The sequence below is a fragment of the Rhizobium sp. J15 genome, assembly GCF_002531825.1.
Classification (GTDB): domain Bacteria; phylum Pseudomonadota; class Alphaproteobacteria; order Rhizobiales; family Rhizobiaceae; genus Rhizobium.
In genome coordinates this window covers 24,650-45,855 of record NZ_NWSX01000048.1, presented here as the reverse complement: position 1 = coordinate 45,855, position 21,206 = coordinate 24,650, and the positions used below count along the sequence as shown (strand labels likewise).

The 21,206-nt window shown below is 62.1% G+C and carries 22 protein-coding genes and 1 riboswitch; of the genes, 13 read left to right on the top strand and 9 right to left on the bottom strand.

Translation table 11 applies throughout. From position 1 onward, the window contains the following. The first annotated feature begins 64 nt into the window (after positions 1-64). Positions 65-565 (top strand): cytochrome b, encoded by a 501-nt coding sequence (locus CO670_RS27310; RefSeq protein WP_097593094.1) that lies wholly within the window; start codon positions 65-67, stop codon positions 563-565. A gap of 78 nt (positions 566-643) precedes the next feature. Here the strand turns inward: CO670_RS27310 and CO670_RS27305 are convergent, their stop codons facing one another. Together CO670_RS27305 and CO670_RS27300 are read right to left on the bottom strand one after the other, a co-directional pair. Then, positions 644-1,720, bottom strand: coding sequence for a TraB/GumN family protein (locus CO670_RS27305; RefSeq protein ID WP_097593093.1), 1,077 nt, complete (start codon positions 1,718-1,720; stop codon positions 644-646). Positions 1,721-1,853: 133 nt separating this feature from the next. Further along, a complete protein-coding gene (locus CO670_RS27300) occupies positions 1,854-2,789 on the bottom strand; it encodes a tyrosine recombinase XerC (protein WP_097593092.1) in 936 nt (311 codons plus the stop codon). A gap of 141 nt (positions 2,790-2,930) precedes the next feature. Between CO670_RS27300 and CO670_RS27295 the strand changes: the two genes are divergently transcribed. Next, positions 2,931-3,884 (top strand): 1-acyl-sn-glycerol-3-phosphate acyltransferase, encoded by a 954-nt coding sequence (locus CO670_RS27295; RefSeq protein WP_097593091.1) that lies wholly within the window; start codon positions 2,931-2,933, stop codon positions 3,882-3,884. A 15-nt stretch (positions 3,885-3,899) separates the two neighbouring features. Then, positions 3,900-4,337 (top strand): GNAT family N-acetyltransferase, encoded by a 438-nt coding sequence (locus CO670_RS27290; RefSeq protein WP_097593090.1) that lies wholly within the window; start codon positions 3,900-3,902, stop codon positions 4,335-4,337. A gap of 7 nt (positions 4,338-4,344) precedes the next feature. On the opposite strand, the gene CO670_RS27285 is transcribed toward CO670_RS27290, so the two are convergent. Beyond that, positions 4,345-5,277 (bottom strand): dihydrodipicolinate synthase family protein, encoded by a 933-nt coding sequence (locus CO670_RS27285; RefSeq protein WP_097593089.1) that lies wholly within the window; start codon positions 5,275-5,277, stop codon positions 4,345-4,347. A 189-nt stretch (positions 5,278-5,466) separates the two neighbouring features. On the opposite strand from CO670_RS27285, the gene CO670_RS27280 reads away from it, so the two are divergent. The 8 genes from CO670_RS27280 to CO670_RS27245 all read left to right on the top strand — a co-directional run bounded on the left by CO670_RS27280 (position 5,467) and on the right by CO670_RS27245 (position 13,535). Next, a complete protein-coding gene (locus CO670_RS27280; RefSeq protein WP_097593088.1) occupies positions 5,467-7,683 on the top strand; it encodes a primosomal protein N' in 2,217 nt (738 codons plus the stop codon). A gap of 104 nt (positions 7,684-7,787) precedes the next feature. Continuing rightward, positions 7,788-8,177: a DUF4345 domain-containing protein gene (locus tag CO670_RS27275; protein ID WP_097593087.1), complete on the top strand. Its 390-nt coding sequence runs from the start codon at positions 7,788-7,790 to the stop codon at positions 8,175-8,177. 255 nt (positions 8,178-8,432) lie between these two features. After that, complete coding sequence (locus CO670_RS27270) at positions 8,433-8,999, top strand: F0F1 ATP synthase subunit delta (RefSeq protein WP_097593086.1); 567 nt, start codon at positions 8,433-8,435, stop codon at positions 8,997-8,999. Continuing rightward, entirely contained in the window at positions 8,999-10,528 is a 1,530-nt protein-coding gene (gene atpA / locus CO670_RS27265; protein WP_097593085.1) for a F0F1 ATP synthase subunit alpha, read from the top strand. The genes CO670_RS27270 and atpA overlap by 1 nt, the downstream gene beginning before the upstream one ends. 26 nt (positions 10,529-10,554) lie before the next feature. Then, complete coding sequence (locus CO670_RS27260) at positions 10,555-11,439, top strand: F0F1 ATP synthase subunit gamma (RefSeq protein WP_097593084.1); 885 nt, start codon at positions 10,555-10,557, stop codon at positions 11,437-11,439. A 22-nt stretch (positions 11,440-11,461) separates the two neighbouring features. After that, positions 11,462-12,889, top strand: a complete 1,428-nt coding sequence (gene atpD / locus CO670_RS27255; RefSeq protein WP_097593083.1) for a F0F1 ATP synthase subunit beta — start codon at positions 11,462-11,464, stop codon at positions 12,887-12,889. Then, entirely contained in the window at positions 12,889-13,128 is a 240-nt protein-coding gene (locus CO670_RS27250; RefSeq protein ID WP_097593082.1) for a hypothetical protein, read from the top strand. The genes atpD and CO670_RS27250 overlap by 1 nt, the downstream gene beginning before the upstream one ends. After that, entirely contained in the window at positions 13,128-13,535 is a 408-nt protein-coding gene (locus tag CO670_RS27245) for a F0F1 ATP synthase subunit epsilon (protein WP_088689220.1), read from the top strand. The genes CO670_RS27250 and CO670_RS27245 overlap by 1 nt, the downstream gene beginning before the upstream one ends. 244 nt (positions 13,536-13,779) lie before the next feature. Here the strand turns inward: CO670_RS27245 and CO670_RS27240 are convergent, their stop codons facing one another. The 6 genes from CO670_RS27240 to CO670_RS27215 form a co-directional block, all read right to left on the bottom strand. Next, the gene (locus tag CO670_RS27240) at positions 13,780-14,517 is read right to left on the bottom strand and encodes a sugar transferase (RefSeq protein ID WP_097593081.1); all 738 of its coding nucleotides are present in this window, start codon (positions 14,515-14,517) and stop codon (positions 13,780-13,782) included. A gap of 166 nt (positions 14,518-14,683) precedes the next feature. Continuing rightward, positions 14,684-15,904 carry an acyltransferase gene (locus CO670_RS27235; protein ID WP_097593080.1) on the bottom strand — a complete coding sequence of 407 codons (1,221 nt, stop codon included), beginning with the start codon at positions 15,902-15,904 and terminating at the stop codon, positions 14,684-14,686. 66 nt (positions 15,905-15,970) lie between these two features. Beyond that, positions 15,971-16,981 (bottom strand): ABC transporter substrate-binding protein, encoded by a 1,011-nt coding sequence (locus CO670_RS27230; protein WP_097593098.1) that lies wholly within the window; start codon positions 16,979-16,981, stop codon positions 15,971-15,973. Positions 16,982-17,047: 66 nt separating this feature from the next. Next, positions 17,048-17,857: an ABC transporter ATP-binding protein gene (locus CO670_RS27225; protein WP_097593079.1), complete on the bottom strand. Its 810-nt coding sequence runs from the start codon at positions 17,855-17,857 to the stop codon at positions 17,048-17,050. After that, on the bottom strand, positions 17,854-18,663 hold the full coding sequence (locus tag CO670_RS27220) for an ABC transporter permease (protein ID WP_097593078.1): 810 nt from the start codon (positions 18,661-18,663) through the stop codon (positions 17,854-17,856). The genes CO670_RS27225 and CO670_RS27220 overlap by 4 nt, the downstream gene beginning before the upstream one ends. 8 nt (positions 18,664-18,671) lie before the next feature. Then, positions 18,672-19,280 carry a YkoF family thiamine/hydroxymethylpyrimidine-binding protein gene (locus tag CO670_RS27215; RefSeq protein ID WP_097593077.1) on the bottom strand — a complete coding sequence of 203 codons (609 nt, stop codon included), beginning with the start codon at positions 19,278-19,280 and terminating at the stop codon, positions 18,672-18,674. Next, positions 19,271-19,384, bottom strand: a riboswitch (TPP riboswitch). (Overlaps the previous gene by 10 nt.) Positions 19,385-19,743: 359 nt before the next feature. Here CO670_RS27215 and soxR point away from each other — a divergent pair. Further along, the gene (gene soxR, locus CO670_RS27210; protein WP_097593076.1) at positions 19,744-20,208 is read left to right on the top strand and encodes a redox-sensitive transcriptional activator SoxR; all 465 of its coding nucleotides are present in this window, start codon (positions 19,744-19,746) and stop codon (positions 20,206-20,208) included. Positions 20,209-20,366: 158 nt separating this feature from the next. Continuing rightward, positions 20,367-21,137, top strand: a complete 771-nt coding sequence (locus CO670_RS27205) for an SDR family oxidoreductase (RefSeq protein ID WP_097593097.1) — start codon at positions 20,367-20,369, stop codon at positions 21,135-21,137. Positions 21,138-21,206: the final 69 nt, after the last annotated feature.

The window sequence follows — 21,206 nt, the reverse complement described above, 5'->3', positions numbered from 1 at the left end:
GGGAATCCCAAATCGTTAAATCGTCACCGCGCCCTAGAAACTGGCATGTGACGAAGGTTAGAAAATGCAAAAGCCGTCCGCCAAGGGTTACAGCCTCAGCCAGCGCGCGCTTCATTGGACGGTGGCGCTTTTGATCTTCTTCAATCTGCTGTTTCCTGACGGCATGAACATCTGGCATCGGCTCATGCGCAGAGGCGAGGTGCCGACGCCGGAGCAGATTGCGTCGGCCAACATCCACGCCTATGTCGGCATCGCCATTCTGCTGCTCGCCGCCGTCAGGCTCGGGCTGCGCTTCGTGAACGGCGTGCCGGCCGAGGTCGCGGAGGAGCCTGCGATCTTCCGTCTTGCGGCTAAGCTTGCGCATGCCGGTCTCTACATTTTGATCTTCGCCATGCCGCTTACGGGCATCGGCGCCTATTATTTTGGCGTCAATCCCGCCGGTTCGTTGCACGCGGATATCCTGAAGATCATTCTCTGGGCGCTGATCGCGGCGCATGTCGCGGGCGCGCTCACCCATCAGTTCTATTGGAAAACCAATGTGCTGCGCCGCATAACGCTCGGCTGAACACCACCTGACGTATACAAACTGAGGTTGTTAGTCTCGATGATCTGCTATTGTTGCTGACTATTCGGATGACATGCTTCAGTTTACGGCAGTCACCGTAAAACCCTGCTTGCGGAGCAGTTCAATGACGCCGCGCTCGCCGGGCAGATGCAGGGCGCCGACGGCCATGAAGACGTTGCCGCCGTCGAGAATGGGGGCGGCGCGTTCGGCCATCACCTTGTTGCGGTCGAGGATGACGCGTTGTTCGAAGGCGGCGTAATCGCTGGTGTCGCCTTCGTCTTCCGGCGTCACGGTTTTCAGCATCGGCATGGTCATGCCGATATCGCCGGAGAGGTAGAGATCGGTCATCGTTTCAACGACATCGTTCATCTTGTCGCCGAGCTCCAGCGTCTCGATCAGCGACTTCATATGGAATTCTACCGGCAGGTCGGCCATCGCCTGGATCTGCTCGGCAAGGGTCTCCAGCCCCTTCACCTGCTTGCCTTCGGCCGCGGCATCGGCGGCGATTTTCTGGTCGAGGAATTTTACGCCTTTCGCCTTGCGGGCGATTTCGCAGGCCGGCAGGGCAACGGCGCTCGAGATCATCCAGGGCCGCATGCGAGAGACGGCGCCGAGCGGAATGCCGCGCTGCTTGAGGCCGGCTTCGAGCCGCTGGTAATCCTCGGGGGAAAGCAGCTTGTCGATCGTCGTGCCGTCCGTGAACATCGTCAGCTCCGGCTTTGCGAGCAGGGCGGCGGTCGCCTTGCGCTCATCGAGGATCTCGTCGGATTCGATGATGACCGTGCCGGCCGCATCATGGGCGGCCTGGGCGCGGGGCGGCAGGGCAAGCACGCGCGGATCGGTGACATGCATGCTGCCGAGCAGCCAGGAAGGCTGGACGCCCGGCTTCTCGATCTTCCAGAAGATACCCTTGCCGTTCGGCGTGGCGTCGGCTTCCTTCAGAGCTTCGGCATAGCGGGCAGGATCGTTCTGCTGCAGCTCGGCCATCAGGTTGCGGCCGGTGCAGGTCTCATCGCCGGCCGCTGCCGGCCGAGCCGTCAGAAAGGCGACAAACAGGGCCGCGAGAAGCAGCATGTGAAAGGCTGCGATCAACCAGAGAAGCAGGTTGCCCGGCGCGATGAAGTGAAGCGTCCGGCGGCCGATTGATGTCGTCATAGGGGTTTTCCCATCATGCCTTTTGTGCGTCATGCTCTACGCCCGGCTTGCGCATATTCCTTTAAGAGAATGCGTTAACGAAAGGTTGAAGCCTCATGCGTCTCTTCGGCCCAAGCCTTTGGGGCGACCTGCATCAGGCTCGCGGATGCGCGCGATCATACACCTCCAGCAGCCGCGACGCATCGACGCCGGTATAGACCTGGGTGGTCGACAGGCTGGCGTGACCGAGCAGCTCCTGAATGGTGCGCAGATCGCCGCCGCCGGCAAGCAGATGGGTGGCGAAGGAGTGGCGCAGCGCGTGGGGTGTGGCGGTCTCCGGCAGGCCGAAGGCGCTGCGCAGCTTCTGCATGGCGCGCTGGATGATCGCCGGCTGCAGCTTGCCGCCGCGGGCGCCGCGAAACAGCGGCTCGCCGCTTTCCAGATGGTGGGGGCAGAGCGTGCGATATTTCTCGACGGTATCGAAAACCACAGGGAGCAGCGGTACCAGCCGCGTCTTGTTGCCCTTGCCGGTGATGCGCAGCGTGGTGGCGCCCTTCGGCAGATCTGCGGGAACGAGATCCAGCGCCTCGGAGATGCGCAGGCCGCAACCGTAAAGCAGGGTCATGACGGCTGCATCGCGCGCGGCGATCCAGGGTTCGTCATGGAGCTGGGCTTCGTCGCTGACGACGGTGATCGCCTGGGTATCGGAGAGCGGCTTGGGCAGCGATTTCGGCTGCTTCGGCGAGCGGATCGCGCCAGCGCCGGCGGCATTGACCAGGCCCTTCTTTTCGAGATGGCGCAGCAGCGAGCGGAGGCCGGCGAGATTGCGGCCGAGCGAGCGGGCACCGGAGCCTTGCTTGCGCCTTGCCGCGAGGAAGGCGCGGAAGTCGGCAGGGCGCAATTCCCTGATATCGGCAAGTGTCGCCGGCCCGGCGAGATGGCCGGTCAGGAAGGTCAGAAACTGGCGGGTGTCGCGCTCGTAAGCGTCGAGCGTATGCTCGGAAAGACGGCGCTCGCGGGCGAGGTTTTCGAGCCACGCAGCCCGTTCCGACATCAGGCGCGGATCGGCGATGATCAACAGTTCATTCACGTGGCAGGGCCTTGAATTTGCCTTCAAGTTCGCCAATTTGAAGCAGGAACGGTTATGGAATTGCTAATGCCGGCCAAACCTTTGTCATCCCTAGATCATATTCTACTGCGATAGCTTTATACCCCATAGACAGGATCTTTCATGGCACGGCGCGATTCCATGACGGCTTTCGGACAGCTCGCGGAAGCGATCGCCCTCGTTTCACATGGAAAACCCGGTCATATCGTCGATACGCTGATTGCCGAACGCGGCCAGAGGATCGTCAAACACCCGCTCTGGCCGGCGATGCGGCCATTTCTCTACACGCTTCTGCGCTACAGCAAGGCGATCGAATTCGCCAATGCGGTTGCCAAGATGCCGGGCTTCCAGTCGTTCGAATATCTGAGCAACGTGCTGAAACTCGATATTGGCATCACCAATGGCGAACGCATTCCCGATAGGGGCGGCTTCATCCTCGTCAGCAACCATCCGACCGGCATTGCCGATGGCGTCGCTGTCTTCGATCTTCTGAAAGCGCGCCGGCCCGATATGATGTTCTTCGCCAACCGGGACGCGATCCGCGTCAATCCGCGCTTTGCCGAGATGATCATTCCCGTCGAATGGCGGGAGGAGCACAAGAGCAAGCTCAAGGCGCGCGAGACGCTGCAGCTGACCAACCATGCGGTCAGGGAAGGCAAGGCGACCGTGCTCTTTCCCTCGGGCCGCATCGCCTATTGGGCGAACGGACGGCTGAACGAGCGCTCGTGGAAGACCTCGGCCGTAGGGCTGGCGCGCAAATACAATCTGCCGATCCTTCCCGTCCATATGACGGCGCGCAATTCCGGCCTGTTCTACTGGCTGGCGAAATGGTCGACGGAACTGCGCGATATGACCGTGTTCCACGAACTCTTGAACAAGCGCGGCGACCGTTTCGATTTCGTCATCGGCAATCTCATTCCGGCCGAAGATCTGGACGGCGACCTCAACGATGTCACCAAGGCGCTGGAAAAGCATACGGTGCATGATCTGGCGGCGGACGGCGACGCGGCCTTCGTACCGGTCGGCCTGCCGGCTGTAGCCGTGTCCGGCCGCGACCTTCCGGTTCCTGCGGTTTAGCCAGGCAGCATCGTGATGATGATCGATATCCGCGTGATACGGGATCGACTGCCACAGGAGATCGTGGCTCTCGAGAGCGAGGCCAGGTGCGAAGGCCATCTCCATATCACCCGGCTCATACAAGAATGGTCCGCTGGCGAAGTCAGGTTCGACGATGTTGGCGAAAAGCTGCTCGGCGCTTACGCCGATCAGGCGCTCGCCGGTGTCGGAGGCATGACCGTCGAACACGCCGTGGCGGGAGCGTTGCGGATGCGGCGTTTCTACGTCCAACCTGCAATGCGCGGGCGCGGCATCGGCCGGATGCTCGCCCAGGCTCTGCTGGATCATGGGCGATGCTTCTGCACGCTCGCCACCGTTCATGCGGGAAATGACGGTGCCGCGAAGTTCTGGGAGTCGTTAGGATTCCAGCCCCGCGAGCACCACCGCTATACTCATAGTCTTGAGCTGTATTGATCCGGCCTCATGCGCCGATCTCTTTGAGGCGAATGGCCTGGCGCGCCAGCAGCCGTTCGACATCGGCAATGTCGGGCGCCGAGAGCCGGGCGCCCGGCTTGCGCAGAGCGGCGGACTTGATGACGCCGCGCTTGGCAAGGACGTATTTGCGGCAGGCCAGGCCGATGCCCTGCTGCTGTTCATAGCGGGCGAGCGGCAGGTAGGCGTCGAAGATTTCGTGTGCGCGATCGGGATTTCCGGCGGCATAGGCCTCGACGACGCCGACCATCATCTCGGGATAGCAGAAGCCGGTCATCGCGCCGTCGGCGCCGCGCCCCATCTCCTCAGGCAGGAAAAGCCCGCCATTGCCGCAAAGGATCGAGATGCGCCGCATGGCGCCGCTGCCGCTGGCGGCGCGAAGCGCGGTGATCTTGGCAAGGCCCGGCCAGTCCTCGTGCTTGAGCATGACGCAATTGGGCACTTCCCTGACGATGCGCTCGATGACGCCAGCGGCGATCGTCACATTGGTGGTCAGCGGATAGTCCTGCAGCACGAAGGGCGTGTCATCCAACGCCTCGCCGACCGACTGATAGAAGGAGAAGGCCTGATCGTCGGTCCTGACGGTCCAGGGCGGTGCGACCATGACGCCGGCCGCACCCGCGCCCATGACGGCTTCCGCAAGCTCGCGCATCGGTGCGAGCCCTGGCGCCGAGACGCCGACGACGACCGGAAGGCGTCCATCAAGGCGCTTCAGCACACGCTCGACGACGATGCGTGATTCCTCGGCCGTCAGCTTCGGCGCTTCGCCGAGCTGGCCGAGGACCGTCAGGCCGGTGACGCCGGCGCCCTCGTAGAAATCGACCATGCTGTCGATGCTGGCAAGATCGAGCGCGCCGTCGTCGGTAAAGGGCGTTACGGCAATCACATAGACGCCCTTGGCATCTTCGGTCAGTCGGGCCATCCGTTCTCCTCCGGTTCAGCGGTCGAACAAAGCGTTCCGGCAATCTATGCAGCCAATCGTTCGTCCGGCAACCCTTTCCCAAGGGGGGCATCAATCCTGGCCGCGCCTCGCAGCCCTCATTCCTCGCTGGATGCGCCGCTTCCTCTTTGCGGTTCCAATTCCATTGATTTGCGGGCATGGTCTCGCGCGATGAGCACAGATTCGTCCGATCTCTTTGGCGCGCTTTTCGAGGCACCGCCCGCGAACCGAACGGTTCCAGTGCTGGTGCCGATGCCGGCGCCGAAACCCTATTCCTATTCGGTGCCGGAGGGCATGGCGGTCGAGCCCGGCTCGGTCGTGCAGGTGCCGCTCGGACCGCGTCAGGTGATCGGCGTCGTCTGGGACGGCGGCGAAGATGGCGTCGATCCGAAGAAGCTCCGGCCGATCAGCCATGTCTTCGACTGCCCGCCGCTCTCCCGGGAGATGCGGGATTTCATCGATTGGGTGGCGACCTATACGCTTTCGCCGCCGGGCCTCGTCGCCCGCATGGCGCTCAGGGCGCCGAACGCCTTCGAGCCGGAGCCGATGGTGGAAGGGCTGAAGCTCGTCGGCGGCGAGCCGGAGCGGATGACGCCGGCGCGCGCCCGGGTGCTCGATGCCGCCGCCGACGGCTTGTCCTGGACCCGCAGTGGCCTAGCGCATGCTGCGGGTGTCTCTACGAGCGTCGTCGACGGGTTGATCACGCTCGGCATCTTCGAGACGATATTCCTGCCGCCGCCGCCAGTGGTGGCAAAGCCCGATCCCGACTTCGCCGCCGCGCGCCTGGAAGGACCGCAGAGGCAGGCGGCCGAGGAGATCGTGGGCGACGTTCGCAAGGGCGAATTCGCGGTGTCGCTGATCGACGGGGTGACGGGCTCCGGCAAGACGGAGGTTTATTTCGAGGCGATCGCCGAGACGCTGAGGCGCGGCAAGCAGGTGCTGATCCTGCTGCCGGAAATTGCGCTGACGGCAAGCTTCCTGGAGCGCTTCCAGGACCGCTTCGGCGCAAAGCCGGCCGAATGGCACTCCGATCTGCCGCCGCGCATGCGCGAAAAGGTCTGGCGCCAGGCGGTGACTGGCGAAGTGCGTGTCGTGGCCGGCGCGCGCTCGGCGCTCTTCCTGCCCTTCGAGGAGCTCGGCCTCATCATCGTCGACGAAGAGCATGATCCCGCCTACAAGCAGGAAGACCGCGTTTTCTACAATGCCCGCGACATGGCGGTGGTGCGCGGCCGCATCGGCGACTTTCCCGTAATCCTGGTGTCGGCGACGCCGTCGGTCGAAAGCCAGGTCAACGGGCAGAGCGGGCGTTACAGCACCGTCCACCTGCCGACGCGGTTCGGCGATGCCGCGCTGCCGGACCTGCATCTCATCGATATGCGCAGGCATGCGCCGGAGCGCGGCGGCTTCCTGTCGCCGGTCCTGATCCGGGCAATCGGCAAGACGGTGGAGAGGCGCGAACAGGCGCTGCTCTTTCTGAACAGGCGCGGCTACGCGCCGCTGACGCTCTGCCGGGTGTGCGGCCACCGTTTCCAGTGTCCGCAATGTTCGAGCTGGCTCGTCGAGCATCGTTTCCGCAAACAGCTGCAATGCCATCAATGCGGCCATGCCGAGCGCACGCCGGAGGCATGCCCGGAATGCGGCACGCTCGACCATCTGGTCGCCTGCGGGCCGGGGGTCGAGCGCATCGCCGAAGAGGTGGAGCGGCATTTCCCCGAGGCCCGAACGATCGTTCTCTCCTCCGATATCATGGGCGGCGTGAAGCGGCTGCGGCTGGAGCTCGAGGCGATCGCCAAGGGTGAGGCGGATATCGTCATCGGCACCCAGCTCGTCGCCAAGGGCCATAATTTTCCGCTTATGACGCTGGTCGGCATCGTCGATGCCGATCTCGGCCTTGCCAACGGCGATCCGCGCGCCGCCGAGCGCACCTTTCAGCTTCTGTCGCAGGTGACCGGCCGGGCCGGGCGCACGGGCCTCAAGAGCCATGGGCTGCTGCAGACCTACCAGCCGCAGCATCCGGTCATGCAGGCGATCGTATCGGGCGATTCCGGCGCCTTCTACGAGCGCGAGATCACTGAGCGCGAACGCGCCGCACTGCCGCCGTTCGGCCGGCTCGCCTCGGTCATCGTTTCGGCCGAAACCCGCCATGACGCTGAAAACCATGCGCGCGGCATGCGCAATGCGGCGCCGCAGGTTTCAGGCATTTCGGTGCTCGGACCGGCGGAAGCGCCGCTGGCGCTGGTGCGCGGCCGCCATCGCTTCCGTCTTCTGGTGCACGGGCGGCGGAACTCCGACATGCAGGGCTTCCTGCGGGCGATGCTGTCGCAATCGCCGAAGGAGCGCGGATCGGTGCAGGTGCAGCTCGATATCGATCCGCAGAGTTTCCTTTAGCTTGCTGCGGATCGCCCGCCGGCGTTTTCTGGCGCCGCCGCCATTTCATCCTTTTCCGGCCCATGCCATAAAACAGCGATTCGCGAGTGATTTGGGGCTGAAGCATGGAGTTCTATTTTCCGACCGAGCTTGGCGAGCAGCTGGCGTTTTGCTCCGCGGCCTTCACGGCGCTGGCGGGCTTCGTCATGATGTTCGCGCCGGGCCACGCCTTGCGTCTTCTCGGCCTCCAGGCGCGGGAGGGGCGGCCGGAAGGCTATGGCGAGGCGCGCTCGATGGGCGGTTTTTATCTCGGTTTCGGGGCCTCGGCGATCATGCTCGCCCAGGACTGGATCTATATGGCGCTCGGCGCTTCCTTCGTGATGGCTGCCTTTGCCCGTATCATCTCGATCCTGTCCGATAAGGGGAGTAATATCATCAACTATTTACTTCTGGTTGTGCAGGTCGCTTTGGCTGCATTGCCCCTGCTCTATGTGTTCGGCTTCATCCAGGCGTGATTTTCGCCACCGCCGGACGGCCTCTTCGGCCGGCTTTCAAGACATTGCGCAATTTTGCGGACAGAAATTCATGTGAAAGGCGTATTCGGGCATTACGCGTGTTGCGAGTCCGAACATCCTATGTTAGACGGACCCCGAATTTCGGAAGAAGCAAGAGGCTTCTCTTGTGATTTCTGGGGGAAATCAAAACGAATTCAAGATCATAGGCTCGGCGCCCGCCGAAAGCCGGGTTTTGGATTGAAATCAGGGAAATTTGTGCCAGTGGCAGACACGTCCCAGCTTACTTCTGGTGTTGCAGAGCGCTATGCCTCGTCGCTTTTCGAGCTGGCGCTCGAAGAAGGCGCCGTAGACAGGGTAACCGCCGATCTCGACCGTTTTCAGGCGATGCTGGATGAGAGCGGCGACCTGAAGCGCTTCATCCTGAGCCCGGTTTTCTCCGCCGAAGACCAGTTGAAGGCGATCGTCGCCATCAGCGAAAAGGCCGGCATCTCCGGTTTCTTCGCCAATTTCCTGAAGGTCGTGGCGCGCAACCGCCGCCTGTTCGCCCTGCCGGGCATGATCAAGGCCTTCCGGGTGATTGCCGCCAAGCATCGCGGCGAAATTTCTGCCGAGGTCACCTCGGCCCATGCTCTGACCGCAGAGCAGGAAAATGAATTGAAGGCGGCGCTGAAGGGCGTCACCGGCAAAGACGTGGCGATTGCCGTCACGGTTGATCCGTCAATTCTTGGTGGTCTGATCGTCAAGGTCGGGTCCCGTCAGATTGATACGTCTCTTCGTACCAAACTCTCTACCCTTAAGCTTGCATTGAAAGAGGTCGGCTGATGGATATCCGCGCCGCGGAAATTTCCGCAATTCTCAAAGACCAGATCAAAAATTTCGGCAAAGAGGCAGAAGTCTCGGAAGTCGGCCAGGTTCTCTCCGTCGGTGACGGTATCGCTCGCGTTTACGGTCTGGACAATGTTCAGGCCGGTGAAATGGTCGAGTTCCCCGGCGGCATCCGCGGCATGGCCCTGAACCTTGAATCTGACAACGTCGGTGTCGTTATTTTCGGCTCCGACCGCGACATCAAGGAAGGCGACACTGTCAAGCGCACCGGCGCCATCGTCGACGTTCCGGTTGGTCCGGAACTGCTCGGCCGCGTCGTCGACGCTCTCGGCAACCCGATCGACGGCAAGGGCCCGATCAACGCGACCCGCCGTTCGCGCGTCGACGTCAAGGCTCCCGGCATCATTCCGCGCAAGTCGGTTCATGAGCCGATGTCGACCGGCCTCAAGGCCATCGACGCCCTGATCCCGGTCGGCCGCGGCCAGCGCGAGCTCGTCATCGGCGACCGTCAGACCGGCAAGACCGCGATCCTGCTCGATGCCTTCCTCAACCAGAAGGCCATTCACGACAGCGGTCCGGAAGGTGAGAAGCTTTACTGCGTCTACGTCGCCGTTGGTCAGAAGCGCTCCACGGTTGCCCAGTTCGTCAAGGTTCTCGAAGAGCGTGGCGCACTGAAATACTCGATCATCGTCGCCGCTACGGCTTCCGACCCGGCTCCGATGCAGTTCCTCGCTCCGTTCGCAGGCTGCGCGATGGGCGAATACTTCCGCGACAACGCCCAGCACGCCCTGATCGGCTATGACGACCTGTCCAAGCAGGCTGTCGCCTACCGTCAGATGTCGCTGCTGCTGCGCCGCCCGCCGGGCCGCGAAGCCTATCCGGGCGACGTTTTCTACCTGCACTCGCGTCTCCTCGAGCGCGCCGCAAAGATGAACGACGACAAGGGCGCCGGTTCGCTGACCGCTCTGCCCGTCATCGAAACGCAGGGCAACGACGTTTCCGCCTTCATTCCGACCAACGTGATCTCGATCACCGACGGCCAGATCTTCCTTGAAACCGACCTGTTCTATCAGGGTATCCGTCCGGCCGTTAACGTCGGTCTGTCGGTTTCCCGCGTCGGTTCTTCGGCTCAGATCAAGGCCATGAAGCAGGTTGCCGGCTCGATCAAGGGCGAGCTCGCCCAGTATCGCGAAATGGCCGCCTTCGCTCAGTTCGGTTCGGACCTCGACGCTGCGACGCAGCGCCTGCTGAACCGCGGCGCACGCCTGACCGAACTCCTGAAGCAGCCGCAGTTCTCGCCGCTGAAGACGGAAGAGCAGGTCGCCGTGATCTTCGCAGGCGTCAACGGCTACCTCGACAAGCTGCCGGTCGCATCGGTCGGCAAGTTCGAACAGGGCCTGTTGTCCTATCTGCGCTCGGAAGGCTCGGCCATCCTCGACGCGATCCGCACGGAAAAGGCTATCAGCGACGATACCAAGGGCAAGCTTACGGCTGCTCTCGATAGCTTCGCCAAGTCTTTCCAGTAATCGGGCCTAGTTAGGACGGACAACGGATGCCTTCACTTAAGGATCTGAAAAACCGGATCGCCTCCGTCAAGGCGACGCAGAAGATCACCAAGGCGATGAAAATGGTCGCCGCGGCGAAGCTTCGGCGTGCGCAGGAGGCGGCCGAGGCCGCCCGGCCCTATTCGCAGCGCATGGGTGCGGTTCTGGCGAACATTGCCAAGGCCGTCACCGATGCGGATGGCGCGCCGGCCCTGATGACCGGCACCGGCAAGGACCAGGTCCATCTGCTGGTGGTCTGCACGGCCGAGCGCGGTCTTTGCGGCGGCTTCAACTCGCAGATTGCGCGCTTTGCGCGTGACCATGTCCGCAAGCTGCTGGCCGAAGGCAAGACGGTGAAGATCTTCACCGTCGGCAAGAAGGGCTACGACATCCTGCGCCGTGAATATGCGTCGCTGATCATCGAGCGCAAGGAACTGCGCGAAGTCAAGAAGATCGGTTTCGAGAATGCCGACCAGATCGGCAAACGCGTCATCGACATGTTCGCCGCCGGCGAGTTCGACGTCTGCACGCTGTTCTACTCCGAGTTCAAGTCGGTGATCAGCCAGGTCCCGACCGCGCAGCAGCTCATCCCGGCGAAGGCTCCCGAGGCCGTCGCCGAAGATGCGGAACATGCAGGCGCCGTCTACGAATACGAGCCGGATCCGGCGTCGATCCTCGACGATCTGATCCCGCGCAACATCTCCGTCCAGATCTTCCGCGCTCTCCTCGAGAACGTCGCGGGCGAGATGGGCGCCAAGATGAGCGCCATGGACAATGCGACGCGCAATGCCGGTGAGATGATCAACAAGCTGACGCTGAGCTACAACCGTCAGCGTCAGGCTCAGATCACCAAGGAACTGATTGAAATCATTTCGGGCGCGGAAGCGCTCTGAGTTAGGGAAAGAGGGTAAGAATATGGCTGAGGCAGCTACCCGCTCTGTCGGCAAAGTCACCCAGGTTATCGGCGCCGTCGTCGACGTTGCTTTCGAAGGCGAACTGCCGGCGATCTTGAACGCGCTTGAAACCGACAACAACGGCAACCGGCTGGTTCTCGAAGTCGCTCAGCATCTGGGCGAAAACGAAGTCCGCACCATCGCGATGGACTCGAGCGAAGGTCTCGTCCGCGGCCAGCAGGTCGTCGATACCGGCGCTCCGATCTCGGTTCCGGTCGGCGATGAAACGCTCGGCCGCATCATGAACGTCATCGGCGAGCCGGTCGACGAAGCAGGCCCGCTGAACACCGCTCACAAGCGCGCCATCCACCAGGACGCTCCGGCTTACGTCGAGCAGTCCACGGAAGCGCAGATCCTCGTCACCGGCATCAAGGTCGTCGACCTTCTCGCGCCTTACGCAAGGGGCGGCAAGATCGGTCTGTTCGGCGGCGCCGGCGTCGGCAAGACGGTTCTGATCATGGAACTGATCAACAACGTCGCCAAGGCGCATGGTGGTTACTCGGTCTTCGCAGGCGTGGGTGAACGTACCCGCGAAGGCAACGACCTCTACCACGAAATGATCGAATCGGGCGTCAACAAGCATGGCGGCGGCGAAGGCTCCAAGGCTGCGCTCGTTTACGGCCAGATGAACGAACCGCCAGGCGCCCGCGCTCGCGTCGCCTTGACCGGTCTGACCGTCGCTGAACATTTCCGCGACCAGGGCCAGGACGTTCTGTTCTTCGTCGACAACATCTTCCGCTTCACGCAGGCAGGTTCCGAAGTGTCGGCTCTGCTCGGCCGTATTCCTTCGGCCGTGGGCTATCAGCCGACGCTCGCAACCGACATGGGCCAGATGCAGGAGCGCATCACCACGACGACCACGGGCTCGATCACCTCGGTTCAGGCCATCTACGTTCCGGCCGACGACTTGACCGACCCGGCGCCGGCAACCTCGTTCGCTCACCTTGATGCAACGACCGTTCTGTCGCGCTCGATCGCCGAAAAGGGCATTTACCCGGCCGTCGATCCGCTCGACTCCACCTCGCGCATGCTCGACCCGATGGTCGTCGGCGAAGAGCATTACGAAGTCGCCCGTAAGGTTCAGTCGACTCTGCAGCGCTACAAGGCCCTGCAGGACATCATCGCCATCCTGGGCATGGACGAACTGTCCGAAGAGGACAAGCTGTCGGTTGCCCGCGCCCGCAAGATCGAGCGCTTCCTGTCGCAGCCGTTCTTCGTCGCCGAAGTCTTCACCGGTTCGCCGGGCAAGCTCGTCGCTCTCGAAGACACGATCAAGGGCTTCAAGGGTCTGGTCAACGGCGAATACGACCACCTGCCGGAAGCCGCCTTCTACATGGTCGGCTCGATGGACGAAGCTATCGAGAAGGCCAAGAAGCTCGCTGCTGCCTGATGAGCGATGCTCAGGACGAGATATTCTGCTGCGACTCCCTGAAGGGGGTCGTGGCGGACCTTCCGGAACCGGCAGCACCCACCGTCTACCGTGCCGATAACGGCGTGATCATGATGGTCGTGGGGCTGGTTCAGACCGAGGAGGGCCTCGGATATCTCGACCAGGCGATAATGCACTGCCCGTTCTGCGGGACCAAATTGCAAGATGCAAAAGCCATAGCCGAGAAGGTAAGTCACTGATGGCTGACAATTTCAACTTTGAGCTCGTTTCGCCGGAGCGTCTGCTGCTGTCGGAGATGGTGACCGAAGTCGTCATTCCCGCGACCGAGGGCGAAATGACCGTCATGGCGCACCATGCGCCGACGATGACGACGATCAAGCCGGGTGTCGTGAGCGTGCGTTCGGCTTCCGGCAAGAAGCAGGACTATGTCGTGTTCGGCGGTTTCGCCGATATTCTGCCGACCGGCTGCACGCTGCTTGCCGAATCCGCCGTACCGGTGGAAGAGCTCAACAAGGACGAACTGACCCGCCGCATCGAAGCTGCGAAGAAGGAACTCGAGGATGCCGAGCATCACGAGCACAAGTCGAAGCTCGAGCATTTCATCATGGAACTGACGCACCTGCGCGGCATCGTCCAGCAAGACTGATCGCCATCACCGGCATCGATCGAAGGCGGCCTCCAGGGCCGCCTTTTTTGTTTCTGCTTTCTTCTCGGATATGGGAACGGCGTCATCGAGCGGCTGAAATGAATGAACGGCCGTTTTGCCGCGGCGCTGTGATGGCCTTGTCCAAAGGCATGTCGCGCAAGGTGCGAAACGGTTTTGCGGCAACGACATGCGAGAAATAAAGAGCGAAGGTGCAAGGAGCGATTCTGAAAGATCGCGATGCGCTTTAGAAACCGGTGCCGCCGCGCAGCTCGATGACCAGGGTCTTGAGCAGGATCTTGATGTCGAGTAGCAGGCTGAAATGCCTGACATAATAGATATCGCAGGCGATGCGGGCGCGGGCTTGCAGCGGGCGCGCCGTCGGACCGCGCCAGCCGCGTGTCTGCGCAAGACCGGTGATGCCGGGGCGCATGACGTGGCGGTGGTGGTAATTGGGGACGAGTTCCTCATAGAGCCTGCCGGCCGCCCGCATATTGATGGCGTGGCAGCGTGGGCCGACCAGCGACATGTCGCCCTTGAGGACATTCAGAAGCTGCGGCAATTCGTCGATATTGGTCTTGCGGAGGATCGCGCCGATGCCGGTGACCCTGATGTCGCCTTTGACGGTCTGCTGAATGCCGCTGGGATCGCAGGCTTCCGTGCGCATCGACCGGAACTTGAGGATCGTGATCTTCCGGCCGTTCAGCCCCCAGCGGATCTGGCGGAAGAATACAGGGCCGCCATCGTCGAGTTTGATGAAAAGCGCGATTGCCAGAAAAAGCGGTGCCAGCACAATCAGGGCGCTGGCCGATACGATGATGTCGATGAATCGTTTCACGATCAATCGCAGCACCATCTTTCTTTTCGAATCGGAAAAGCTATCCGGCTGGCGAATATTGGAGTTCGCTACAACCAGAGCCTTGATTTTGTCCTGATGCCGAGACGCATCGAAGCGCGCGTTCCTCTTCGAAGTAAAAGCATTCATTACAGAAGGTCCACAAGATTATTCTGACGCTGAACCGCAACGAGACAAATACATGCTCAGCTATCGTTTGTCATCGTTATAAATAAGAAATTAGTAAGCATGAAGACGCCAAAAATGGGAGTATTTCCCGTTAACCTTAATGCCTGTAGTTGAGGTGATGGGGAATTTATACTTTGAAAGGAGTAGCCCGATTGGGCTGGCTGCTCGCAAGCAGGCTGCCAAAATGGATCGCCGGCCTTTCCAAGAGATAGTAGCTGAGGGTCGCGACCAGGAAGAGAAGCGCCACCGTCAGTCCGCAGGATTGAAGCCAGCCGGTCACGACATTTTCGGTGGAAGCACCGAACGAGCCGGGGTCGAGCCTCTGGATCAATATCAGGATGATCTCCTGCCAGATGTAGATGCCGAAGGAGATCTTTGCCGTGTAGCGGACAGGCGCGTTGTCGAGCAGCCTGCCCAGAATTTGCGAACGGGTCAGCGATACCAAGGCGATTGCGACCGCCAGCGGAAAGAGCGGAAAGCCGTAGGGGATATCGAGCCAGCCGAAGGCTTCCGGCGTGCCGCCGGGCGATATGACCAGGCGGTATGCGGCAACGACGAGGGCGAGCAGTGCAGCGGCATCGAACCAGGCGGAGCGCCTCAAGGGCAGTATGACCTCGATGCCGGCGGCAAGCGCGCCGATCGCGAAGACGGCGAAAAAGCCGATCGGATTATATTTGGGCATCCATTCCTTCGCCCCGCCCTGCAGGCCGTACCGCCAGCCGCGCCCGATGTCGTCGAGCGCAAAGAAGGTCAGGATCAGCACATGGGCAACAAGCACGCCGCCGATGATGCAAAGCCAGGCGGAGCGGGTGAGCAAGGGGTGCTTTCTCAGGACGGGCGCACGAAACAGCAGGAAGAAGCAGGCGGGCAGCAGCACATAGCTGGTGACCTCGAAAGGAATGGACCAGAGCGGCCCATCGGCTTCGACGGGAAAGAGGGTTCGCCAATGCCACTGGCTCATGAACAGCATGCCGGAGACGTAGCGGAGCGCAAGTTCCGGTGTCAGCGGCAGGGCAAGCAGCGTCAGGCTGAGGGCGAAGCTGACGGTGGCGGCAACCCAGAAGCCGGGGGCAATACGCGCCGCCCTGCGGATCGCATACTGCTGCAGGTTCGGCATATCGCCGCCCGCGTCGAGCGCGCGCCAGAAGGGACGAGCCAGAAGAAAGCCGCTCAGCACGAAGAAAATGGCAACACCGAAATTGCCGAAGCGGGCGATATGAGCGGCCGGCGCAAGCTCGTCGGGAATCCTGCGCATATCCAGCCGCAGCACGAGATGGTGGGCAAGCACCAGCAGACAGGCCGTCGCGCGCAGAAAGTCCGCCCCGGCCAGTCTTTCCTCTTGTCTCATCGCGCCCCTCGCCTTGCCCGGCGATTGTGACGTGGAACGCCGCGTCGGGCAAGGCTGGGATTGGGTTCAGCCAAGGAGTTCGTTGGTATAATAGGCGGAAAAGTCCGGCTTCTCCTTGAGTGCGGCGCCGTTCGCATCGACCAGAATGCCGTTTTCGAGGAGGAAGCCGCCGATGGCTTCGGCCTTTGCCGGATCGAGAGTGCCGATCACGCCTGCCTCCGATTTCAGGAAGTGCCCTTCGATCAGGGCCTTCTGAGAGGCCTTCACCAGTTCCGTATTCATCAATGCGCCATTGCTGCCTGACATCAGCAGGTCGCAGGCTTCGTCGGGATGGTCGATCGAGTAGGCATAACCCTGGCGCGTCGCCTGGATGAAGGCGCGGGCATGCTCCCGGCTTGCCGCGAGATAGGCGTCGCTGGAGACGATCACCGTCGTCTGTTCGTCGGGAATGCCATAATCGGAATAGTGGAAGCGGCTGATCTTCCGGTTTTCCAGTTCGGCGGCGATGCCTTCCCAGGTGTAGATCTCCAGCGTGAAATCGATCGAGCCATTGTCCAGCGCCTCGTAGGCAGAGGTGCCGAGGGTGACGGTCTTGACGTCGCCCTTGCCGCCGTCGTTGCGGATCATGGCGGAGACCAGCGCGCTCTCCCAGGTGCCGCCGAAGCCGCCATAGGTCTTGCCGTCGAGATCCTTGGGGCTCTTGATGTCGTCGCGTCCGCCCTTGAAGATCAGGCGGGCGGTTTCCGTCTGGACGACGCCGTAGACCATCTTCACGTCGCCGCCGCCGGCGCGCTGCGTGATGGCTTCGATCTCGCTGCTGATGCCGAAATCGGCGACGCCGTTGGAGACCAGCGTTCCGGCGCTGGTGTCGGTGAAGGGAAGAATTTCGACGTCGAGGCCGGCGGCGGCATAAAAGCCCTTCGCCTGAGCGACATAGATGCCGATATGGTTGGTGTTGGGCGTCCAGTCGAGCGCGATGCGAACCTTTGCCGGCGCCGACTGGGCGAAGGCTGCGCGGCCGGCGAGGCTTGTTGCGATGGCGGCGAGGATCGTCTGGCGACGGGTAAGAAGCGGCATGGTGACCTCCTCAGGTCTCTGGAGCATGATGCCGAAAAGTGAGTGGTTTTCGGCCGCCATCATGCTCTAACTCTTTAAATCAGAACGGGATTCAGATTTTAGGCCGCCTGGCCTAAAATCATCCTGTTCCAGCGGATGAAGCAGGGTTTGCAGGATTTCAGTCTCGATCGCCTGGGCCGTCGGCGAGCCGAGATCGGCGATGCTTCTCGGGCGGGGCAGGGGAACGCGGAATTCGCGGATGACGCGGGCCGGACGGGCGGAGAGCACGTAGATGCGGTCGGAAAGAAATACCGCCTCGCGCACATCATGGGTGATCAGCAGCGCCGTCCAGCGGTGCTCGGTCCACATGCCCTGCAGCCATTCCTGGATCTGCGTGCGCGTCAGGGCGTCGAGCGCGCCGAAGGGCTCGTCGAGCAGCAGCACGTCCTGGGTCTGGATGACGGTGCGCAGCAGCGCCGCGCGCTGGCGCATGCCGCCGGAAAGCGCGGAGGGATAGTGGTGCTCGAAGCCGGCAAGGCCGAACCGCTCGAACAGAGGCGCGACAGCGGCGCGGGCGGCGCGGCGGCTCATGCCCTTCACCTCCAGGCCGAGCGCGGCATTGTCGATGATCCGGCGCCAGGGCATCAGCGCATCGCGCTGCGGCATGAAGGCGAAGGAATGCGGCGCCTGTTCCAGCGGTGCGCCATTGAAAAGCATGGCGCCGGAATCGGGCTGAAGCGCCTGTGTCAGCAATCTCAGCACTGTCGATTTTCCGGAACCGGACGGGCCGACGATCGACACGAACTCACCGTTTGCGACGCTCAGCGAAACGTCGCCCAGAACCTTCATGCCGTCGAAGGTTTTCGAGATGTTGCGCAGTTCAAGCATGTCGGTCATCGGCGCCGCTCCCGGGGTGGCTGCCAGGGCATCGCGAGACGCTGAATCATCAGTGTCAGCCCGAAGAGGCAGAGCGTCAGCACGGCGCTGACGATGACGGCGGCAAGCACCAGATCGGGGCGAAAATTATTCTTGGCGTTGAGGATATAGATGCCGAGGCCGCTCGCGGCGCCGGCATATTCGGCAAAGATCGCGCCGACGACGGCATAGGTGATCGAAATCCTGAGGCCGGCGAAGAAATAGGGCAGGGAGGAAGGAAGCCGGGCGAGGCGGAAAATGCGCCAGCGGCTCGCCTTCATCGAGTTCAGGAGTTCGGCGATGTCGCGGTCGGTCGATTCATAACCCTGAAGCAGGGCGACGAGCAGAGGGAAGAAAGTAACCAGCGCCACCAGCAGGATCTTCGGCAACAGGCCGAAGCCGAACCAGAGCACGACGAGGGGCGCGATCGCTACCAGCGGCAGGGTCTGGCTGGCGATGAAGATCGGCAGCAATGCGCGGCGCATGAACGGCACAAAATCCATGAGGATCGAGGAGACAAAGGCGAAGGCCAGCGATAGCGCAAAGCCGCCGAGGGTCGCGCCGAGCGTCGGCCAGGTATTGGCGGCCAGCGCTTGCCGGTTCAGCCAGCCCTGGATGAGAATGCGGGAGGGCGCCGGCAGGATGGAGGGCTTGATCCCGGAGAGATCGACATAGAGTTCCCAGGCCGCCAGGAAGGCGCAGCCGGCGAGCAAGGCGGGCATGCCCCGGTAGAGAGCGGCGCGGAGCGCGGGAAGGCGCCAATCCGATTGTTGCGGCGATGTCGTCACGTTCGATTTCAGGCTTTCGTCGGGCTGTTGGCGGAAATCGTGATGTCGAGGGTCACATGTCCCTCGGGATCGCCGAAGCGATGAAAAGCCTCGCGGATGGTCGCGAAGATAGCGCCGGCATCGCCGCTCAGCCTGGTGCAGAAATTCTTCGAGCGATCGAAGGTTCCGGAGCGCTTCAGGAAGTCGATGCAGCCATAGATCTCGTCCATATGGGTTCCGCTTCCCATGACGTAGAGCGAGAATTGGGCGGCGGTCGGCTGACCGGTTTCACCGGCGGTTTCGACGGCGGCCAGTGCAGCGTCTATGCGCCCGGCAAGCGGTTCCGCCTGTCCGGAGGAAGAATTGACGCCGCAAATGGCGTCGTCGGGTTCGCCCGGGCAGCCGCGTGAGACCGCGGCGGAAAGCACGCAATGCTCGCCGGTTTTTGCGGCGGCGACGAACAGATCTCGCATGGCGGAAAAGAGGATGTCGGGCGGGCCGACCAGCAGGGTGGAGATATCGTCGGTCTCGATGCGCAGCCGGTCACGATAGGGATCGAGCGCCTTGACGGCATCAAGGATGATGCCGACGAAATTGCCGGACATCGGATAGAGCGACACTTGTGCGCCGGAAAACATTTGGACCTCGCTCCGCTGGCATTACCCAGATCAGCTTTGAAGGGTCCAGAAGCTTGCGCCTCACATCTCAGCCCCGGCAATACGGAGCTCCCCTGTAATCGGCGCGGAAATTATCACCGGGGTTTTCTTCCCGCAACCGCAAAGTTCGTAACCCGTCCGCGTGGTCGGAATAAGCCCGATATGAAGGAAAAACACCCGGACGGAGGTCCTGTCCGGGTGTTTCTCGAGGTTCCGTACCTGCCGGGAACGGAACCGAAGGCCTCTAAAGCACGTCGCGATCTTTCAGATTCGCTCGCTGCGCTTTAGGTCTTTATTTTCTCGCGTGTCGTTATCTCAAAACCGCGCATACGCGACACGCTTTAATTCAACGCGGCGAGACAGGCATGCCTCTTTCCGGCGGCCGGCTTTACGGCTGCAGGAGCAAGATTTATAAAACCTCAACCAATATTGAGGTCAACAGGCGATGGATAGATTTTCTCCGGCCGCGCTTGGCAGGCTGCTTACGGTCGGCGAAGTGGCGCAGCGCAGCGGCCTTGCCGTCTCGGCGCTGCACTTCTACGAGACCAAAGGGCTGATCTCGAGCATTCGCACCCGGGGCAATCAGCGGCGCTACGGCCGCGATGTGCTGCGACGCCTCGGCATCATCAAGGTGGCCCAGCGCGTCGGCATTCCGCTTTCGGAAATCCAGGCGGCGTTCGAATCGCTGCCGCAGGGGCGCACGCCGACAGCCGCCGATTGGCAGACGCTGTCGGGGCTGTGGAAGGACGATCTCGACGAGCGAATCAGGCAATTGAGCCTGCTGCGCGACAGGCTGGCCGGCTGCATCGGATGCGGCTGCCTGTCGATCGAAAGCTGTCCGCTGCGCAATCCCGGCGACCGGCTCGGCAGGGAAGGACCGGGTGCCCGGCTTCTGGAGGAGGAGGGCTAGTTCCCCCGGGCGAAGTCTCGCCCAGTAAGATTTCTCCCGTGAAGATCGATGCGCGCCTTTCTTTCGGTCGGCGCACTCATATGTTAACAGCGAATGGCGCAACTATGTTAACAGCGAATGGCGCAACCGGCGGCCATGTCCGCGAGGAGGACGGCTTCGTGTTTCATCCCAGACTGTTTGAAAATCGCAATGTCGTCGTGACCGGCGCCGGTCGCGGCATCGGGCTGGAAGTGGCCCGCCAGTTTCTGGATTGCGGCGCGAAGGTGATCGTCCATACCGGGCGCAAGCCGGGACGGGATCTGCCGGATTCGCTGCTGACGGCCGAATCCGAAAGGCGGGCGCTGCTGCTGCATGCCGATTTCTCGGCTGTCGGCGGGGCGGCGCAGTTTGCCGAAGATGCTCTCGCCTTCTTCGACAAGGTGCATGTGCTCGTCAACAATGCCGGCACCATGCTCGGCCGTTTTCCGGCCGGCACGCTTACCGATGCGGATTATGAGGCGGTCGTGCGACTCAACCAGACATCGGTGGTGGCGCTGACACGCGCACTGCTGCCGGCATTGAAGGCGGCTCAGGGGGCGGCCATCGTCAACACGGTTTCGATCTCGGCGCTGACCGGGGGCAGCCCCGGTTCCTCGATCTATTCGGCTTCGAAAGCTTTCGTGGCGACCTATTCCAAGGCGCTCGCCCGCGAGCTCGCGCCCGATGGGATCCGCGTCAACTGCGTCTCGCCGGGAACGATCGAGACTGATTTCCATGAGCGCTATTCCTCCCGCGAGAAGCTAGAGCAGACCAAAAAATCGATCCCGCTGCAGCGGCTCGGCACGGCGGAGGATTGTGCGCCGGCCTATCTCTTCCTGGCGGCTCCTTCGCTGTCCGGCTACATCACCGGCCAGGTGATCGAAATCAACGGCGGTCAGCTTATCTGCTGATTTGTTTGGACCTTTTTTGGCATTTCATCACTTTTGGCCAATTCGCTTCTGCGAATATGCTACTGTACT

Excerpts from the sequence above, each read along its gene's own strand:
- CO670_RS27310 (WP_097593094.1), top strand. The coding sequence starts at position 65 with ATGCAAAAGCCGTCCGCCAAGGGTTACAGCCTCAGCCAGCGCGCGCTT.
- CO670_RS27305 (WP_097593093.1), bottom strand. The coding sequence starts at position 1,720 with ATGACGACATCAATCGGCCGCCGGACGCTTCACTTCATCGCGCCGGGC.
- CO670_RS27295 (WP_097593091.1), top strand. The coding sequence starts at position 2,931 with ATGGCACGGCGCGATTCCATGACGGCTTTCGGACAGCTCGCGGAAGCG.
- CO670_RS27290 (WP_097593090.1), top strand. The coding sequence starts at position 3,900 with ATGATGATCGATATCCGCGTGATACGGGATCGACTGCCACAGGAGATC.
- CO670_RS27285 (WP_097593089.1), bottom strand. The coding sequence starts at position 5,277 with ATGGCCCGACTGACCGAAGATGCCAAGGGCGTCTATGTGATTGCCGTA.
- CO670_RS27280 (WP_097593088.1), top strand. The coding sequence starts at position 5,467 with ATGAGCACAGATTCGTCCGATCTCTTTGGCGCGCTTTTCGAGGCACCG.
- CO670_RS27275 (WP_097593087.1), top strand. The coding sequence starts at position 7,788 with ATGGAGTTCTATTTTCCGACCGAGCTTGGCGAGCAGCTGGCGTTTTGC.
- atpA (WP_097593085.1), top strand. The coding sequence starts at position 8,999 with ATGGATATCCGCGCCGCGGAAATTTCCGCAATTCTCAAAGACCAGATC.
- CO670_RS27260 (WP_097593084.1), top strand. The coding sequence starts at position 10,555 with ATGCCTTCACTTAAGGATCTGAAAAACCGGATCGCCTCCGTCAAGGCG.
- atpD (WP_097593083.1), top strand. The coding sequence starts at position 11,462 with ATGGCTGAGGCAGCTACCCGCTCTGTCGGCAAAGTCACCCAGGTTATC.
- CO670_RS27250 (WP_097593082.1), top strand. The coding sequence starts at position 12,889 with ATGAGCGATGCTCAGGACGAGATATTCTGCTGCGACTCCCTGAAGGGG.
- CO670_RS27245 (WP_088689220.1), top strand. The coding sequence starts at position 13,128 with ATGGCTGACAATTTCAACTTTGAGCTCGTTTCGCCGGAGCGTCTGCTG.
- CO670_RS27240 (WP_097593081.1), bottom strand. The coding sequence starts at position 14,517 with ATGAATGCTTTTACTTCGAAGAGGAACGCGCGCTTCGATGCGTCTCGG.
- CO670_RS27235 (WP_097593080.1), bottom strand. The coding sequence starts at position 15,904 with ATGAGACAAGAGGAAAGACTGGCCGGGGCGGACTTTCTGCGCGCGACG.
- CO670_RS27230 (WP_097593098.1), bottom strand. The coding sequence starts at position 16,981 with ATGCCGCTTCTTACCCGTCGCCAGACGATCCTCGCCGCCATCGCAACA.
- CO670_RS27225 (WP_097593079.1), bottom strand. The coding sequence starts at position 17,857 with ATGACCGACATGCTTGAACTGCGCAACATCTCGAAAACCTTCGACGGC.
- CO670_RS27215 (WP_097593077.1), bottom strand. The coding sequence starts at position 19,280 with ATGTTTTCCGGCGCACAAGTGTCGCTCTATCCGATGTCCGGCAATTTC.
- soxR (WP_097593076.1), top strand. The coding sequence starts at position 19,744 with ATGGATAGATTTTCTCCGGCCGCGCTTGGCAGGCTGCTTACGGTCGGC.